At 71.1% G+C, this 14,535-nt stretch carries 17 protein-coding genes; 11 read left to right on the top strand and 6 right to left on the bottom strand.

Annotated features, from left to right (window positions below):
• The first annotated feature begins 10 nt into the window (after positions 1-10).
• The 4 genes from ABZY33_RS06380 (at position 11) to ABZY33_RS06365 (ending at position 3,030) form a co-directional block, all read left to right on the top strand.
• Positions 11-1,165: an alkene reductase gene (locus ABZY33_RS06380; RefSeq protein WP_356490330.1), complete on the top strand. Its 1,155-nt coding sequence runs from the start codon at positions 11-13 to the stop codon at positions 1,163-1,165.
• Between the two features lie 42 nt (positions 1,166-1,207).
• On the top strand, positions 1,208-2,164 hold the full coding sequence (bla, locus tag ABZY33_RS06375; RefSeq protein WP_356490329.1) for a class A beta-lactamase: 957 nt from the start codon (positions 1,208-1,210) through the stop codon (positions 2,162-2,164).
• 78 nt (positions 2,165-2,242) lie between these two features.
• On the top strand, positions 2,243-2,743 hold the full coding sequence (locus ABZY33_RS06370) for a DUF2975 domain-containing protein (protein WP_356490328.1): 501 nt from the start codon (positions 2,243-2,245) through the stop codon (positions 2,741-2,743).
• A complete protein-coding gene (locus ABZY33_RS06365) occupies positions 2,743-3,030 on the top strand; it encodes a helix-turn-helix transcriptional regulator (protein ID WP_356490327.1) in 288 nt (95 codons plus the stop codon). The genes ABZY33_RS06370 and ABZY33_RS06365 overlap by 1 nt, the downstream gene beginning before the upstream one ends.
• 42 nt (positions 3,031-3,072) lie before the next feature.
• Here ABZY33_RS06365 and ABZY33_RS06360 read toward each other — a convergent pair whose 3' ends face one another.
• The gene (locus ABZY33_RS06360; protein WP_356490326.1) at positions 3,073-3,777 is read right to left on the bottom strand and encodes an ADP-ribosyltransferase; all 705 of its coding nucleotides are present in this window, start codon (positions 3,775-3,777) and stop codon (positions 3,073-3,075) included.
• A 217-nt stretch (positions 3,778-3,994) separates the two neighbouring features.
• On the opposite strand from ABZY33_RS06360, the gene ABZY33_RS06355 reads away from it, so the two are divergent.
• Positions 3,995-4,261: a hypothetical protein gene (locus tag ABZY33_RS06355; protein WP_356490325.1), complete on the top strand. Its 267-nt coding sequence runs from the start codon at positions 3,995-3,997 to the stop codon at positions 4,259-4,261.
• Positions 4,262-4,330: 69 nt separating this feature from the next.
• Here ABZY33_RS06355 and ABZY33_RS06350 read toward each other — a convergent pair whose 3' ends face one another.
• A complete protein-coding gene (locus tag ABZY33_RS06350) occupies positions 4,331-4,804 on the bottom strand; it encodes a hemerythrin domain-containing protein (RefSeq protein ID WP_356490324.1) in 474 nt (157 codons plus the stop codon).
• 423 nt (positions 4,805-5,227) lie between these two features.
• On the opposite strand from ABZY33_RS06350, the gene ABZY33_RS06345 reads away from it, so the two are divergent.
• Complete coding sequence (locus tag ABZY33_RS06345; RefSeq protein ID WP_356490323.1) at positions 5,228-5,653, top strand: pyridoxamine 5'-phosphate oxidase family protein; 426 nt, start codon at positions 5,228-5,230, stop codon at positions 5,651-5,653.
• Positions 5,654-5,671: 18 nt separating this feature from the next.
• Here ABZY33_RS06345 and ABZY33_RS06340 read toward each other — a convergent pair whose 3' ends face one another.
• The gene (locus ABZY33_RS06340) at positions 5,672-6,145 is read right to left on the bottom strand and encodes a hypothetical protein (protein WP_356490322.1); all 474 of its coding nucleotides are present in this window, start codon (positions 6,143-6,145) and stop codon (positions 5,672-5,674) included.
• Between the two features lie 6 nt (positions 6,146-6,151).
• Entirely contained in the window at positions 6,152-7,375 is a 1,224-nt protein-coding gene (locus ABZY33_RS06335) for a hypothetical protein (RefSeq protein WP_356490321.1), read from the bottom strand.
• Positions 7,376-7,583: 208 nt separating this feature from the next.
• Between ABZY33_RS06335 and ABZY33_RS06330 the strand changes: the two genes are divergently transcribed.
• From ABZY33_RS06330 to ABZY33_RS06320, 3 genes are all read left to right on the top strand, one after another.
• A complete protein-coding gene (locus ABZY33_RS06330; RefSeq protein WP_356490320.1) occupies positions 7,584-8,090 on the top strand; it encodes a GNAT family N-acetyltransferase in 507 nt (168 codons plus the stop codon).
• Between the two features lie 170 nt (positions 8,091-8,260).
• On the top strand, positions 8,261-9,988 hold the full coding sequence (locus tag ABZY33_RS06325; RefSeq protein ID WP_356490319.1) for a carboxylesterase family protein: 1,728 nt from the start codon (positions 8,261-8,263) through the stop codon (positions 9,986-9,988).
• 186 nt (positions 9,989-10,174) lie between these two features.
• Positions 10,175-10,609: a subtilase-type protease inhibitor gene (locus ABZY33_RS06320; RefSeq protein WP_356490318.1), complete on the top strand. Its 435-nt coding sequence runs from the start codon at positions 10,175-10,177 to the stop codon at positions 10,607-10,609.
• A 144-nt stretch (positions 10,610-10,753) separates the two neighbouring features.
• Here the strand turns inward: ABZY33_RS06320 and ABZY33_RS06315 are convergent, their stop codons facing one another.
• Positions 10,754-11,293: a GNAT family N-acetyltransferase gene (locus ABZY33_RS06315; protein ID WP_356490317.1), complete on the bottom strand. Its 540-nt coding sequence runs from the start codon at positions 11,291-11,293 to the stop codon at positions 10,754-10,756.
• A 166-nt stretch (positions 11,294-11,459) separates the two neighbouring features.
• On the opposite strand from ABZY33_RS06315, the gene ABZY33_RS06310 reads away from it, so the two are divergent.
• The gene (locus ABZY33_RS06310) at positions 11,460-12,227 is read left to right on the top strand and encodes an ATP-grasp domain-containing protein (RefSeq protein WP_356490464.1); all 768 of its coding nucleotides are present in this window, start codon (positions 11,460-11,462) and stop codon (positions 12,225-12,227) included.
• 180 nt (positions 12,228-12,407) lie between these two features.
• Here the strand turns inward: ABZY33_RS06310 and ABZY33_RS06305 are convergent, their stop codons facing one another.
• Complete coding sequence (locus ABZY33_RS06305) at positions 12,408-13,598, bottom strand: abortive phage infection protein (protein ID WP_356490316.1); 1,191 nt, start codon at positions 13,596-13,598, stop codon at positions 12,408-12,410.
• A gap of 394 nt (positions 13,599-13,992) precedes the next feature.
• On the opposite strand from ABZY33_RS06305, the gene ABZY33_RS06300 reads away from it, so the two are divergent.
• Positions 13,993-14,496: a hypothetical protein gene (locus ABZY33_RS06300; RefSeq protein ID WP_356490315.1), complete on the top strand. Its 504-nt coding sequence runs from the start codon at positions 13,993-13,995 to the stop codon at positions 14,494-14,496.
• Positions 14,497-14,535: the final 39 nt, after the last annotated feature.

The raw sequence follows: 14,535 nt of genomic DNA, 5'->3' as shown, positions 1-14,535 counted from the left end.
GAGCATGACCATGACGATCTCCACGCCTACGCCCACGCCCACCTCTACGTCGACCGCCACGGCCGCGGCCGACCCCCTCTTCACCCCCGCCCGCCTGGGCCGCCTGACGCTCCCCAACCGCCTGGTGATGGCTCCCATGACCCGCAACAGGGCGCTGCCCGACGGCACCCCGACCCCCCTCATGGCCACGTACTACGCCCAGCGCGCCACAGCGGGCCTGATCATCGCGGAGGCGTCGACGCCGAACGCCGTCGGCCGGACGTACCCGGACATCACCGCCCTGCACACCGACGCCCACCAGGCGGGCTGGCGTCAGGTCACGGAAGCGGTGCGCGCCGCGGGCGGCCGGATGTTCCTGCAACTGCAGCACGGTGGCCGCGTCGGCCACCCGGCGACCAGCGGACTGACGCCGCTCGCCCCGTCGCCGATCCCTCTCCCGGACGGGATCCACACACCCGAAGGGCACCAACCGCCCGTCACACCCCGCGCGTTGACAGCGGAGGAGATAGGGACGACGGTCGCGGACTTCGCCGCGTCCGCGCGCCGGGCCATCGACGCGGGTTTCGAGGGCGTGGAGATCCACTCGGCCAACGGCTACCTGCTCCACCAGTTCCTGGCCCGCAACACCAACCGCCGCACCGACGCGTACGGCGGCCCGGCCGAGCACCGCATCCGCTTCACCGTCGAAGTCGTCCGCGCCGTCGCCGAGGCCATCGGGCCGCAGCGCGTGGGCGTCCGCATCTCCCCGGGTCTGACCGTCAACGGCGTCGAAGAGGGCGACACCGAGGCCCTCTACCCGGCCCTGGTGGAGGCCCTCAAGGACGTCGGCCCCCTGGCCTACCTGCACATCGTGTACGCAGACCCCGCGTCCGCGCTCTTCCAGCACATCCGAGCCGCTTGGCCGGGCACGCTCGTCGCCAACCCGATCCAGCCGCTCCCCACCCACCCCGCGGACGGCGGCCGCGCCCTGGCCGAGCAGCTTCTCGCGGCGGGCGCCGACGTGATCGCCCTGGGCCGCCCGTTCCTGGCCAACCCCGACCTGGTCGCACGGCTGCGTACCGGGGCGCCGCTGAACCCCGTACGGGACGCGTTCCTGATGTACGTGGGCGGCGCGGAAGGCTACACGGACTACCCGGCGCTGCCCGCGTCCGGGAAGGGCGGCTGAGTCGCGCGCTCGGTGGCCCGGCCCGTCGGGGAGACTTGACCGATGCGCCTCCACCGAGCCAACTGCCACCGGTCGCCGCGGGCCCGCCGTGCCGTCATCGCCACAGCAGCCGCGTTGGTCCTGCTGTCCGCAGCGGGCTGTGGGCCCGACGGCCGGACGACGCACGACGGGCCCGCCGCCGGCAGGCCGGCGACCGACCGACCGGGGACGCCCAGCGCCGCATGGCAGCGCCTGGAGCACCGGTACGGCGCCCACATCGGTCTGTACGCGGTCGACACCGGCACCGGTCGCGAAGTCGCCTGGAACGACACGCGGCGCTTCTCCTACAACTCGACCGTCAAGTCCTTCCTGGCCGCCGCCGTCCTGAAGAAGTACGGCGACGACATGGGCCGGGTACTGCGCTACGACCGCGCCGACCTGATCGCCAACTCCCCGGTCAGCGAGCGGCACGTGGCCACCGGGATGAGCCTGCGCGCTCTGTGCGACGCGGCCGTCCGCTACAGCGACAACACCGCCGCCAACACGCTGCTGCGGGAGATCGGCGGGCCGGCTGGACTGGGAGCGTTCCTCAAGAGCGAACTGAAGGACAAGGTCACCCGGACCGACCACATCGAGCCCTACCTGAGCCGGTGGAGTCCGGGGGAGCAGCACGACACCTCGACCCCCCGTCAGATGGCGTCCGACCTGCGCAGCCTCGTGCTGGGCGACACGCTGCCCACGGCCGGACGGCGCCTGCTGACCACCTGGCTGCGTGCCAACACCACCGGCTCCACGACCATCCGCGCCGGTCTGCCGAACACCTGGACCGTCGGGGACAAGACGGGCACCGGCTCCTTCTACGCGGCGCGCGACGACATCGCCGTCATCTGGCCGCCCGGGCGCAGGCCGCTGGTGATGGCGATCCTCACCTACCGGGACGGAGCGAGGAACGCGAAGGCCGACGACCGGCTCCTGGCCGACGCGGCACGGACCGCGGTCGCCGCACTCGACGCCGACTGAGTACGCAGAGGCGCGCAGGCTGGCGCGACCTATCGAAAAACGATAGATTATTACCGTCGTTCGATAGAGGGAGAGATGATGGGTAAGCGGACTGTGCTCGCGTTGCGCGCGGTGATCTGTGCGTTGTTCGTCGGCTGTGTCGCGGTCCAGGTCGTGCTGGTGCCGCTCCTGGGCCGCGATCTGGAGGGAGCCGACACCGACGTGGCGGACCTTCCCCGCGTCCCGATCCTGCTCGTCGTGGTCCTGGGGATCAGCTGCGCGGAAGCCGTTCTGGGCTCTGTGTGGCGGTTGTTGACGATGGTGCGGCGCGGGACGGTGTTCTCCCCTTCCGCCTTCCGCCATGTGGACGTGGTCACCGGTGCGTTCGTCGCCGCCGCCCTGTTGCTGTGGACGCTCGGCACCGTTCTGGCACCGGGGGAGGCCGTCGCCCCCGGCGTCGTCCTCCTGATAGGCGGTCTCGGTCTCGCCGCGTTCGCCGTCGCCCTCATCGTGCTCGTCCTGCGGACGCTGCTCGGCCAGGCCGTCGCGCGGGACGCGGAGGCCTCGCAACTGCAGGCCGAACTGGCCGAGGTGATCTGATGCCGATCACCGTCGACATCGACATCATGCTGGCCAGGCGCAAGATGTCCGTGGGCCAGCTCGCCGAACGCGTCGGGATCACCCCGGCCAACCTCGCGGTCCTCAAGAACGGCCGAGCCAAAGCCGTTCGCTTCGCCACGCTCGCGGCGCTCTGCGACGTGCTCGACTGCCAGCCCGGGGACCTGCTGCGCTTCGAAGCCGCGGACAGCTCCGACGGCCTCGGCAGCTCCCACGACCTCGACGATTCTGGTGACGCCCCCGCCCGGGACACACCGGTCGCCGGCTGACGGGACCGGTGGGTGCGAGCCGGGGGCGAGGGAGCGGGTCGGTCAGCTCAGGGTCAGGGCCGCGACGCCCGGACGCTGGGCCGGGATGCCGCGCCACGGCAGGTAGTTGGGGTTGCGTACGCAGTCGGGGAGCTGCTCGGTCTTGGTCGCCTTGTCGACCGGGCAGGCACCGACGATGAAACGGCGGTCGATGCCGCCGGGGAAGGCGACTTCGTGCTGGGCGGCCCACTTGTGGGTGTCACCGATGGTGGCATTGACGTCGATGCCACCGGGCGCGTCGATGTAGTAGTTGTAGCCGGGCCGCCACTGCTTGTAGAGGTCGTGGTCGTAACTGGTGCTGACGTACGGCGAGGGCTGGTTCTTCAGCACATAGGCGGCCAGGTCGTACTGCCCGTCCCGGGGCGCCTTGGGCTGGAAGCCCTCCTCGAAGATCTGGTCGGGGGAGCGGCCGTCGGAGCGGTACAGCTCCTCGCAGCTGTGCCGGTAGGACGGTTCGGGGGTGATGCGGCCGATGTCCACGGTGCGGTCGGCGGCGGCGAACAGCGGATCGCCGACCTGCGGACAGAAGCGTGCGGCAGCGGCCTGGACGCTCTGGGCGGCCTGGACGGCCGGCGGCCGGGGCGTGGCGCTGGTGGCGCCGCCGGTCGCCGATGCGGTCTGCGGGGTGGCGGCGCTCTGCGCGGCGAGCACGGCGGTGAGGGCCAGCGCGCCGGTCGCGAGGAGCGACCGGACTCGGTTCCTGATCATGACGTACAGCGTCGGGGGAGCTGCCCGTCCGGTCCGCTGATTGTCACCCGTCCGTGGGCGCGCCGACGCCTCGTGCGGTGACGCCGGGCCGTGGCCGCTTGGCGCTCACCGCGGGCTCGCTCACCCGTTTGGGGCTTGCTGTCTGGGGCCCCGTGCGTCGCTTCGGCACGATCGAAGGACGCTCCGGTACAGGGCCGGACGATGAAGGGGAAGTCCTGTGATCCGCAAAGCCGCAGCATCCGTGTCCGTCGCGTTGACCCTGCTCGTCGCCGCACCCGCCGTCGCCTGGACCGCGTCCGCCCCGAGCGCGGTCCAGAAGGACCCCGTCGAGGTGTGCAAAACGCTCGTCGAACTCCTCAAGGTCCTCAACCCGTCAACCCCCGCGGCGGACCTGGACAAGCTGTGCGAACCCAAGAGCCCGAGCCCCTCGGCCTCGCCGTCTGCCTCCCCGTCGCCTTCGGCCCCGCCCCTGGCTCCTCAGTAGCCGGGCCGGCGGTCCGCCACGTGCCGACGCCTGGCCCGGCCGCACAGGGGCACGGACGCACCCCAGGGGCTACGCGTCGGCGCTGGGAACGGCCAGCGGGTCGGCGGGCGCCTTCTTCTTGGCGGCCTCCATCTGCTCTCCCAGCTCGGTCAGACGGTTGCGCCCCATGGCCTTGCGGACCTCGGGGAACCACTCCTTCTCCTCCTCTTCGACGTGATGGCGCACGTTCTCGATGAGGACGGTCATCTTGGCGTCGAAGCGCTCGTCCGCCGCGTCGAGGTTCTTGAGTTCGGAGAGCATCCACAGCACGACGTGGTGCTCCTCGACGCTCTCCAGGACATGGTCCTTGGTGTCGGGGGCCGCCTCACGGGACGCGGGGTAGAAGACCTTCTCCTCGATGTAGGTGTGCGTGGTGAGTTCCTCGATCACCCGGTCGGCGATCTTCCGCTTCTCGGCGTGGGCGTTGTCCCCGGCCTTCTCGAACTGCTTGAACAGTTTCTCGACGTTCTTGTGGTCTTCCTTGAGCAGCACGATCCCGTCCACAGGCTTCCTCCAGTTCGCATGTCCCGGAGCCTGATGGCGGCCGGGACAGGCTATGTACCCGCAATGCCGCATTCCAACGGCCCGAGGAATCGCTACCGGCGCACGCGACCGCGTTGACCATCACCAACCCGCCCAAGGACGAGGAGAAGCCCAGCACGGTGCCGTGTTCCTGACCCGCCGCAAGGCAGCCGGCCGCCGCGGCTGACGCCTTCCGGCCCGTCCTCGCACGGGCAAGCCGGCGGCCACGCTCCGGCCCCGGGCGTTGCTCCGCCCGGGACCGGAAGCAGTCCCGGCCGCGGGCTCCGGGCCGGGCGCCCGCACGGTAGCGTACGAACAGCGACGACGGCGTACGGGGTATGGGTTCCTGGACCGGATCGCCGGTCGCCGTGACCGCAGTGGCATCCGCACCGAAGGAGTAGTTCCGTGGCCCTTACTCGTGAAGAGCGTGAGCAGTTCCTCGCGGAGCCGCACATCGCGGCCCTGGCCGTCGACGCCGGTGCGGGGAGGGCGCCGCTGACCGTGCCGATCTGGTACCAGTACGCGAGCGGCGGCGACCTCTGGATCCACACCGGCAAGGGCTCACGCAAGCATGAGCTGATCGCGAAGGCGGGCCGGCTCACGCTCATGGTCGACCGCCTCGAACCGACCGTCCGCTACGTGTCCGTCGAGGGCCCGGTCGTCTCCACGGTCCCCGCCACACGCGCGCATCTGGTCGAGATGGCTTCGCGCTACCTCCCGGCCGAGAAGGTCGAGGGGTACGTCGAGTTCGCGGAGGCGAACCACGGCGAAGCGGTCATCATCACCGTCCGCCCGGAGCACTGGATCTCCTCCGACCTCGGCAACGTCTGACCGGTCGCCTCGCGCGGGTCAAGGCTGCGTCAGATCCGCGATCGCGTCGAGCGTCCATGTGCGCAGGGCCCGGATCGCCTCGAACGAGGGAGTGGTGTGCCGCGCGGTGTTCTGCTCGGTGTCGTACGGCTCCCACAGCCCCTTGGACTGCGGGACGCTGTTCCGCGGTGAGAGCGGTGCGTCGAGGCAGGACGCCTGCGTCCGTTCGACCTCGGCCTTGCCCGCGTCCCAGTCCGCGGTGCGTTCCGGTTTCTGGTCCGCGGCGGTCGCGTAACCGTTCTCGATCGTGGTGAGTGCGGCTCGCAGGTCGATGACCGCGTCGACGCAGGTCCTCGACCGCTCACGCTCCTGAGCCTGCCGGTCCATCCTGACCGGGACGTAGAACGCCACCAGGCCGACCACGAGACCGATCACGGCGACGACGAAATTCAGGTGGTCCAGCAGCGACTTCCACCTGGAGTGTCCCGGGGCGCTGGATTGCTCCTCAGCCATGACGGGTCACCCGCACTTCTTCTCGACGAGGACGACCGACTGGACCGACTTCGTGCCGTTCGTTGTGCGGGCGAGCGCGGTGCTGGTCATACTGGTCAGTCCGCAGTCCAGGTCCGCCGCGCCCGGGAGAGCCGCCGTGAACTTCAGATACGCGCCTCCGCCCGGAGCGTAGGAACCAAGATTGAGGCCGGCACCGGTGACCCCGTCGCTGATCCTCTTCCACTTGCTGCCGGTGCCCGACGCGGAAGAACTGGTGCTGCCGGACACGTACCGGAACGCCGCGGGCAGTTCGCTCCGCAGCACCACGTCGTTCTGTTGCGTGGTGCCCGTATTGAGGTAACGCATCTTGAACGTGACGCGCGTTCCCGCCTCGAACCGGAGCCCGCTCGTCACCGTCTCTCCCGCACGCGACACGGCCTGACTGATCACGAAGTTGGGCTGGTCGGCAACGAAGCGGAACCGCACCCGGCCCTCGCACCGGCGCGCCCCGGTGAGAACACCGTCCAGCGTGGTGCAGCCGATGAGCGTTCCTGCCTCGGAGAACAGTTCTTCGACCGGCAGGCGTACGCCCTTGGGGAGCGCGGCGGTGTACAGGCGCGCGGAGTCGGGGACGATCCGCACGGCCACCGGCTTGGCCGCCGGGGTCGTGAGCGCCAGCGACTGCCACAAGAGCGCGGGTTCGGCGTTGTCGGACTGGAGGAAGACCGAGACACGTTCCCGGCCTTTCACCGCCGCGGGCAGCGTCGCGCGCACCCGGGTACCGGTACTGGCCCCGGCCCCGGTGCCCGGGGCGGCGTCGTTGCGGAAGAAGGCCGTCGCCTCGTACGTCTCGCGCGGTTCCAGCGCGATGTCCCCACCCACGCCCCGCTCGCCGGTGGAGAGTGCGGTGACGGAGAGAAAGTTCCTCTCGTCCCCGTGTCCGGGGTTGTCGGTCACCGAGTTCAGCGTCGCGCCTCCTGGGCGTTCGGCCTCGGTGAACGTCTCCCGGTCCGGGCCCCAGCCGGCGCTGACACTGCCCAGATCGAGCCCTTTGCCGTCAGCCTTCTTCGACGCCTCCTCGGTGTCGCACGCGCTGGCGGCCAGCAACGCGAGAAGCGCGGCCGCCGACCCGATCCGTAAACCGGCAGCCGCCCGGCGCTCTGCCCCCGCGACGGCACAGTGATTACTGGTCCGCTGCACAACCCACCCGCCCCCTGCCGGTCGTCCGGCACAGACGCTTGCCCGTGCCACGTCATGGACCGACGCGTGAGGTATACCCCGACGGACGCCGTCGTCCCGGCCCTTCCCCGGAAAAGAGGGTCAGCGGCACTGCTGAGGTGAGCCGAGTCCGCCGGGGACGCGCCCCGGGCCACGAGAACACCAGCCGTAAATCGTTGGCACTGCACCCGGCGACGGACGAGCATCGGCACCATCTGCCGACACCGGAGAAGGAGCCGCTGTGACTGGTCATGTGGAAGTGCAACTGATCGATGACGCCACGCTGGAGGACCTCCTGGCAGTAGCGGTCCAGGACGCGACCCCTGACGAGGTGATGCCTCCGGTGGCCGGTCCTCCAGGGTGGACGGCCTCGCGTCAGGACGCCTTCCGGCAGTGGCATCAGGCGCGGCGAGAGGGGCTCCACGGTCCCTCGGGTGAGGCCACGTACGCGATCAGACACGACGGGAGCGTCGTCGGATCAGGCCGCCTCGCGCTCCACGGCGGCCATGACGTGCTGGAGACCGGAATGTGGCTCGGCCGCCCGTACCGCGGGTGCGGCATCGGCACCGCCGCTCTCGCCCTCCTCCTCGCCCAGGCGGCACAAGCCGGCGCCCGGACGGTGGTCGCGGAGACCACCCGGCACAATGACGCGGCGCTGGCCGCTCTGCGCCGCAACGGCGCCACACTCGACGCCGGTCGGAGCGACGACGCCGTCCACGCCGAGCTGCTGACCCTGCGGGACGTCTGAAGGCGTGACGGGTAGCGGTCCTTGCGAGTTGCGCGCCGCAAACGGCTGCCCCTGCGTGGCTCGGTCGCGCCCCCCGTCGCGACCTGACACATCGACGGCGGGCCGACCTGGGTATCGGTCCAGGGCCCGCCCCGGTATGGGGCGGCGGCCCGCCCGTCAAGGAGCCTCTGATGCCCGATCCCGTCGCCACCGCACCTGTCACCGTCCGCACGCCCCACGGCTCCGTACGCGGCGAGCGGCACGCCACCGGCGTAAGTTTCCTCGGCATCCCCTACGCCCAACCGCCGGTCGGTGTCCTCCGGTTCGCTGCTCCGCTGCCCGCGAAACCATGGACCGATGTCCTCGACGCGACCTCGTACGGGCCGACCGCACAGCGCAGGCCGTTCGCCGAGGTCACCACCATCCCCGAGCCGACCGTCCCCGGCGCCTCCACGCTCAACCTGAACGTCTTCACCCCCGACCCCTCACCCGCCGCCGGTCTGCCGGTCCTGGTCTGGATCCACGGCGGCGGATTCGTCGCCGGGTCGTCCGCGAGCCCCTGGTACCACGGCAGGTCCTTCAACCGGGACGGCGTCGTGCTGGTCTCGCTCGGCTACCGGCTCGGCATCGAAGGCTTCCTCCACCTGCCCGACGCCCCCGACAACCGCGGTGTCCGCGACTGGATCGCCGCCCTCCAATGGGTACGCGACACCATCACCTGCTTCGGCGGGGACCCCGCCAAGGTCACCGTCGCCGGCCAGTCGGCGGGCGGCGGGGCCGTCCAGACTCTGCTCGCCACGCCCGCCGCCCAGAGCCTGTTCCGGGCGGCGATCTCCGTCTCGGGCGCCGTGATGGAGCCGCAGGACCGCGGGGCGGCAGAGGCGGTCAGCCGACGGTTCGAGGCCCGTACCGGGGTGGCCGCGACCGCCGCCGCGCTCCAAGACGTGCCCGACGAGGAACTGCTGGCCCACCAAGACGCGCTCACCACCCCGGGACCGGACGCCGATGCCGACGCGCGGCCGCGGGTGCTCACCCTCGCTCCCTTCTGCGACGGCGAGCTGATCCCGCGCCCGGTGGCCGAGGCGCTCACCGCGGGCGGCGCGGGCGCGGACATCCCGCTGATGGCCGGCTTCACGGCACACGAGTTCAACGCCGTGCCGCCCCCGGGCCCCATCGACGACCCCATCGACGGCCCCGGGGGCGTGCTCGTGGCCTTCGGTCTCGACGCGGCGCGCACCCGGCTGTTCCTCGACACATACGCGTCCTACGCGCCGCGGCCGGCGCTCCTGTGGGGCCAGGCACTCACCGACACGGTCTTTCGCGGACCCGCCCTGGCCATCGCCGAGGCGCGCGCCCGGTGTGGACGGCCGACCTGGCTCTACCAGTTCGACCGGGCATCGACCGCGCCGGGCGCGGACGGCATGGCGTACCACTGCGCGGACCTGCCGTTCGCCTTCGACCTCCTGGACGCCGACGGCGTCACCGCCGCCCTCGGCGAGGACCCTCCGCAGCACCTCGCCGACGCCCTGCACGCCGCCTGGGTCGCCTTCGTCCGCGACCAGGACCCGGGGGCGTTCTGGCCCCGATACACCGCCGAGGGGCGGGAGACCATGCGCTGGGACGTCCCGCCGCGCGTCGCGAACGACCCACTGCGCCCGGTCCGGGAGATCTGGGCACCCCGCCCCGCCACGCTGACCGGGCCGCCGCAGGCACCGCCTTCTGGTGCAGCCCGGACACAAGGTATGACCAGTGAATCCCGAATCAATTGGCAGACCGGCCCGTTTGCCCCATTCTCGGCATCTCGAACGGCTCCACGGCCTTCATATCCACGGTGGCATCCGTCAGTTGACCTTTCCCGCACGACACGCGACCCCACGCCTTCAAGCCGATTGTCGAGCGGAGGGTATTCAGCCAGATGACGTCCAGGTGAGCCCGAGAGCCGCCCAGTTCCGGAGGACGTGTGCCCCTCAGTGCTACATCACGCCACTGGTTCACTACTCAAAGTCACCCGAAACGCATGTGCCGCATGTGTGTTTCCGGCGCCGAGTCAGCAGACTCACGGCTGCCGAACCCGGCACTTCGACCCAAGCGGAAGGATGCACACCATGCCGATCACCGCGCGCCTGGCCACTGCGATCACCCTCACGGCTACCGCCGTGCTCGGACCGTTGAGCGGCATAGCGCTCCCGGCCACGGCCCCGTCCACCACCTCCTTGTACGCACCGTCGGCACTCGTCCTGACGGTGGCGCACGGCGACTCCGCGGCCACCGCGGCACCCGAACGCGCCGCCACCCTGACCTGCGCTCCCAAGCCGTCGGGGAGCCACCCGGCCGCCGAACTCGCCTGCGCACAACTCCGGCTTGTCGACGGCGACTTCGATCGCCTGCCGGCCGAGGCGGACGCCGTCTGTACGCACAAGTACGATCCCGTCACCGTCACCGCCCAGGGCGTTTGGCGCGGCACCCGCGTCGCCTACGAGCGCACCTTCGCCAATGAGTGCGTCAAGCGAGCCGCGGCAACGGCCGTCTTCGAGTTCTGACGGTGTCCTGACGGAGATCAGAGAGCCCAGGCCGGCGCGGCACATGTGACACCGTGCCGGCCACTCCCTTCGGGCAGCGGGGTGCCTATCGCACCGTCCTGCTCACCACGCAGTACCTGTAGCACCCCACCGTGGCCGGAAGCATCACCGCATGACCGCGTCATCAGGTTCGGTCGTCCGGGGGAGCGACGGAGCAACATAGGAACGCATCTGGGCCACGCGTCCGTCGGCCGTCATCCAGTCATCGGCGGAAGTGCCGACGTAGCGCCATCCGGCACGCTCATAAAGGCGGATGGCGGCGGTCGCCCCGGCCTCGACCTGGAGAACGGGCCTGAGGCCGTCGGCCGCGGCGATGTCGATCGCCTTGTCCAGCAACCTCGTGGCCACACCGTGCCGGCGCGCGGCCACACTGACGAAGAACCGCGCCACGGACACCAGACGCTCCGAAGGCAGCCCGGCGGCATCGGCGAGAGTCTCTCCGGGGCGGGCGAGGACCAGATGGCCCAGGACCGCCGAACCCTCCACGGCCACCCAGGCACCGAGCATGCCCGAGGGCGTCAGCCAACCCGCGGGATCGGCGGGCCAGTTCACCGGATAGCGATCGGCCGCATGGACCGTGGCGAGCGCCTGGACGCAACCCGGCATGTAGTCGTGGGTGCGAGGACAGATCGTCGGTTCGGTCATTCCGGGATCTTGACACGTCGCCGGTCACGATGAACTCCCGCTGCCTCGGGGGCTTGCGGGGGTTTTCTCGGCTGCGGTGGTGGGCGCAACGGGGTTAGCGTGACGGTTTCGCGGAGCGGGGGAGGGGCTTACGGTGCTGGTCATGCCGGGGCGGCGGACGTCGACGATGGAACTGCTGGCCGTCGAGGCGGCCGGCCGGGGGATCGCGGTCAGGGCCGCGGAGGAGCCCGGCCTCGCCGGCCCCGCGTACTGGTATGGCGGGCCGGTCGCGGGCGCGCGGCTGGCGAACCGGCTCGGGTTCGCGTTGCTGGAGCCCGATGACGGCTGGCTCGCCGAGCTGCCGGAGGAGTTCACCGGCCGCCGGGTCCGGGCGGGGACCCTCGCGGACGCGTGGGCGATCGAGGAGCCGACGTTCGTCAAGCCGCCCCGTGACAAGTCCTTCCCGGCCGCTGTCTACACCGACGGATCCCGGCTGACCCCCGCCCTGGACCCGACGACACCGGTGCTGCTGTCCGACGTGGTGACCTTCGCGGCCGAGTACCGGCTGTTCCTGCTGGACGGCCGGATCGCTACGGCGAGCCGGTACGCGGTGTTCGGCCGGCTCGACCCCGCCCCGCTCGACCCCGCCCCGCTCGACCCTTCCCCGCTCGGCGCGGACCGCGCGGACCGGGCCGCCGTCGCGGAGATCACGGAGTTCACCGACCGGCTGATGGCTGCGGCCGGGCGGACGCTGCCCAGCGCTGTCGTCGTGGACGTCGGGCAGCTGCTGGACCCGTACCGCCCGGGCCACCGCTGGGCCGTGGTGGAGGCCAACATGGCGTGGTTCTCGCACGCTTACGCGGCTGACCCGGCGCGGGTGCTGGACGTGGTCCTGCGCGCGGCGGGCCCGCGCGCGCACCTGCGGCAGCGAGATCTGGCGTTCGAACGCCACTGATCCGCCCCGCGCAGGGGCTGACGGCCATGACCTGGAGACAGGGCCGGGGCGGGTTCGCCCGCGATCCCGGCACGACGTCCTCTACGCGGAGTTCTGGTGCCCCGGCGGCCCCGCTGCCCCGACGCGCCCCTTGGACCACTGCGCTGCACAGCCACTGCTCCTGCGGGACTTCGACGCTCCTCATCGACGTGCACCCGGATGCACGGAGTGATGGCGGCCGTACTGCCGGGCCAGCGCGTGGAACGCCTCCTTCGGCTCCCAGTGGACTCCGGCGGCCGGGTTCCCGGGATGCTTCTCGATCGTCTTCGTGAGGCTGTAGCTCGCCATGTCCAGGTCGTGACGCGGGTCGTGGCGGCGGTGCGGGGCATCGCGGGTGATGAAGGTGTACGCCAGTGCCGCGTACAGCCCAGCCGCCTCGAGCGCGGCGAGCACGTCCGTCAGATACGCGGCCTGCGTGTGTTCGCTGCGGACGAGACCGGCCTTGATCTCCGGTGGGTCCTTCGTGTAGTCGACGACGTCCCAGCCCATGCCCCCTTCCTCCGGGGCGCCCTCGAACGTGCAGCAGCCGAACTCCATGACGGCGACCGGCTTCCCGAAGCGTCTGTACTGCGCGAGGTCACGGAGGTAGTCCGACCGGCGCCGGAAGTACGCGTAGTAGTCGATGCCCACGAGGTCGAAGAGGTCCCAGTCGACGTCCTCGTCCTGCGCGGCCGCATAGGTCAGCGGCCCACGGAACACGGACCGGCCCGTCCGCGCCGCGTCGGCGGTGAACCGGTGCAGGCGCCGCGCCATGACGACGGGGTCGAAGTTCCCCTTGAGCAGGTTCTCCACCCGCTCCTGTATGTTCGCCCCGGGCACGATGCCGGGCACGTACAGCACGAACTCGCAGCCGACGCTGAGGTGCACCCCCGCGCCCTGCCGGCGCAGCCGCTCGGCGGCGCGACCGGTCTCCGCGAGATGGTCGAGGATGTCCCGCTCGGGCACGTCACCGAGGGTCGGTTCGAGCCAGACGTGCAGCCCACGCTCCGCCGCCTCGGTGGCGGTCGCGGCGAGCCTCTCGACCCCGTCACCGGTCACCTTGACGGAGTCGGCGTGCAGGTCGTGGGCGACGGCGCGCAGATCGTCGCGCATGTCCCGGACGTTCCATCCCGTCGCCGGGGTCTCGCCGTCGCCGATCTCGTAGACCACCCCGCGGTGGGCCAGCCCGCCCGTACCACCCCTGCCCGTGCTGTTTCCGCTTGTGCCGCTCCCGGTGACTGTCCCCGCGCGCTCCCGGGCCGAGGCCGGGCCGGTGTCGGCTGCTGCCGCACCGGCGCGTCCCGCTGCTCCGAGGGGCGCCGCCGCGAGGGCGCCCCCGGCGGCCGCGGCCATTCCCAGAAACCGTGCCCGGCTGATCCCGGTCGTCCCTCGCATCGCGTACCTCCCGGCTCCGCACCCACCTGCTCCGTCCGGGTCCCAGTCTGGGAAACGGCAGCACGGGCCGGCGCCCGCCAATGGTCTACGAGCACGCGCCGAAAGGATGAGAACGGAGGGTGCGTGACCGCCGACGGTCTACGGATCGTGGCCAGGGGGAGTGCACCGAGCCCGCCCGAAGCACACGGATAGGGTCGTCGGCGGAGCGGGAAAGTTCCAGCGACTGGTCATCTGGTCATGTGGTCATCTGGTCATGCGCCCGGGCGATCCGCGATCTCTCAGCGGCACATCGGACAGGGCGCCCTATGCGCACCAGCAGGGGACGTGGTCCCGACGGCGAAAGGACGAGCCGGTGAAAGAACACGAGCGCCGTTCCGAGATCGGGACGGTGCTGCGCCGGCTGTCCGAGGACAGCAACACGTTTGTCCGCCACGGTCGACTGTCCGCGCCCGCCCGGCCCGCCGCCTGGCGCGGACACCTCGCCCCGCAGATCCACACGGTTGCCCGCGAGGCCACGGCTACATGGGCCAAGATGGATTGCTGGGTCCAGGCGCAGCCTGCTGTCGGTGACGTAGAAGCGGGCATGGCTCCCATCGGCCTGGACGGGGCTGCCGCTGTGATGGCCCGGTTCGCCTCCGTCGACCTCGGTCACGGTGTCGAACTGATGGACCCGCACCGCGCGTTGGACCTGGCCGCCCGTGTCATCGACCTTCTCGGTCCGGATGCCCTCTGGTGGACCAACCACGATGCCGATTGCCATTCCTGGACAGCAATGACGGGTTGTACCTTCGACGGCGTGGTGGCAGGCACCGATGGAACACTCTTCGCCGTGCTCCTCCAGGCCGTGGAGGACTGACCCCCACGAGGCGTTCTGGTCCGGTCCGGGCGCGGCATC

Origin of the sequence: Streptomyces sp. NPDC006552, from assembly GCF_040611655.1 — a bacterium.
Taxonomy (GTDB): Bacteria; Actinomycetota; Actinomycetes; order Streptomycetales; family Streptomycetaceae; genus Streptomyces.
Note: the sequence above shows the minus strand (reverse complement) of the source record. Positions and strands in the feature narration are given on the sequence as shown.

Excerpts from the sequence above, each read along its gene's own strand:
- ABZY33_RS06380 (WP_356490330.1), top strand. The coding sequence starts at position 11 with ATGACGATCTCCACGCCTACGCCCACGCCCACCTCTACGTCGACCGCC.
- bla (WP_356490329.1), top strand. The coding sequence starts at position 1,208 with ATGCGCCTCCACCGAGCCAACTGCCACCGGTCGCCGCGGGCCCGCCGT.
- ABZY33_RS06370 (WP_356490328.1), top strand. The coding sequence starts at position 2,243 with ATGGGTAAGCGGACTGTGCTCGCGTTGCGCGCGGTGATCTGTGCGTTG.
- ABZY33_RS06365 (WP_356490327.1), top strand. The coding sequence starts at position 2,743 with ATGCCGATCACCGTCGACATCGACATCATGCTGGCCAGGCGCAAGATG.
- ABZY33_RS06360 (WP_356490326.1), bottom strand. The coding sequence starts at position 3,777 with ATGATCAGGAACCGAGTCCGGTCGCTCCTCGCGACCGGCGCGCTGGCC.
- ABZY33_RS06340 (WP_356490322.1), bottom strand. The coding sequence starts at position 6,145 with ATGGCTGAGGAGCAATCCAGCGCCCCGGGACACTCCAGGTGGAAGTCG.
- ABZY33_RS06325 (WP_356490319.1), top strand. The coding sequence starts at position 8,261 with ATGCCCGATCCCGTCGCCACCGCACCTGTCACCGTCCGCACGCCCCAC.
- ABZY33_RS06320 (WP_356490318.1), top strand. The coding sequence starts at position 10,175 with ATGCCGATCACCGCGCGCCTGGCCACTGCGATCACCCTCACGGCTACC.
- ABZY33_RS06315 (WP_356490317.1), bottom strand. The coding sequence starts at position 11,293 with ATGACCGAACCGACGATCTGTCCTCGCACCCACGACTACATGCCGGGT.
- ABZY33_RS06310 (WP_356490464.1), top strand. The coding sequence starts at position 11,460 with ATGGAACTGCTGGCCGTCGAGGCGGCCGGCCGGGGGATCGCGGTCAGG.
- ABZY33_RS06305 (WP_356490316.1), bottom strand. The coding sequence starts at position 13,598 with ATGGCCGCGGCCGCCGGGGGCGCCCTCGCGGCGGCGCCCCTCGGAGCA.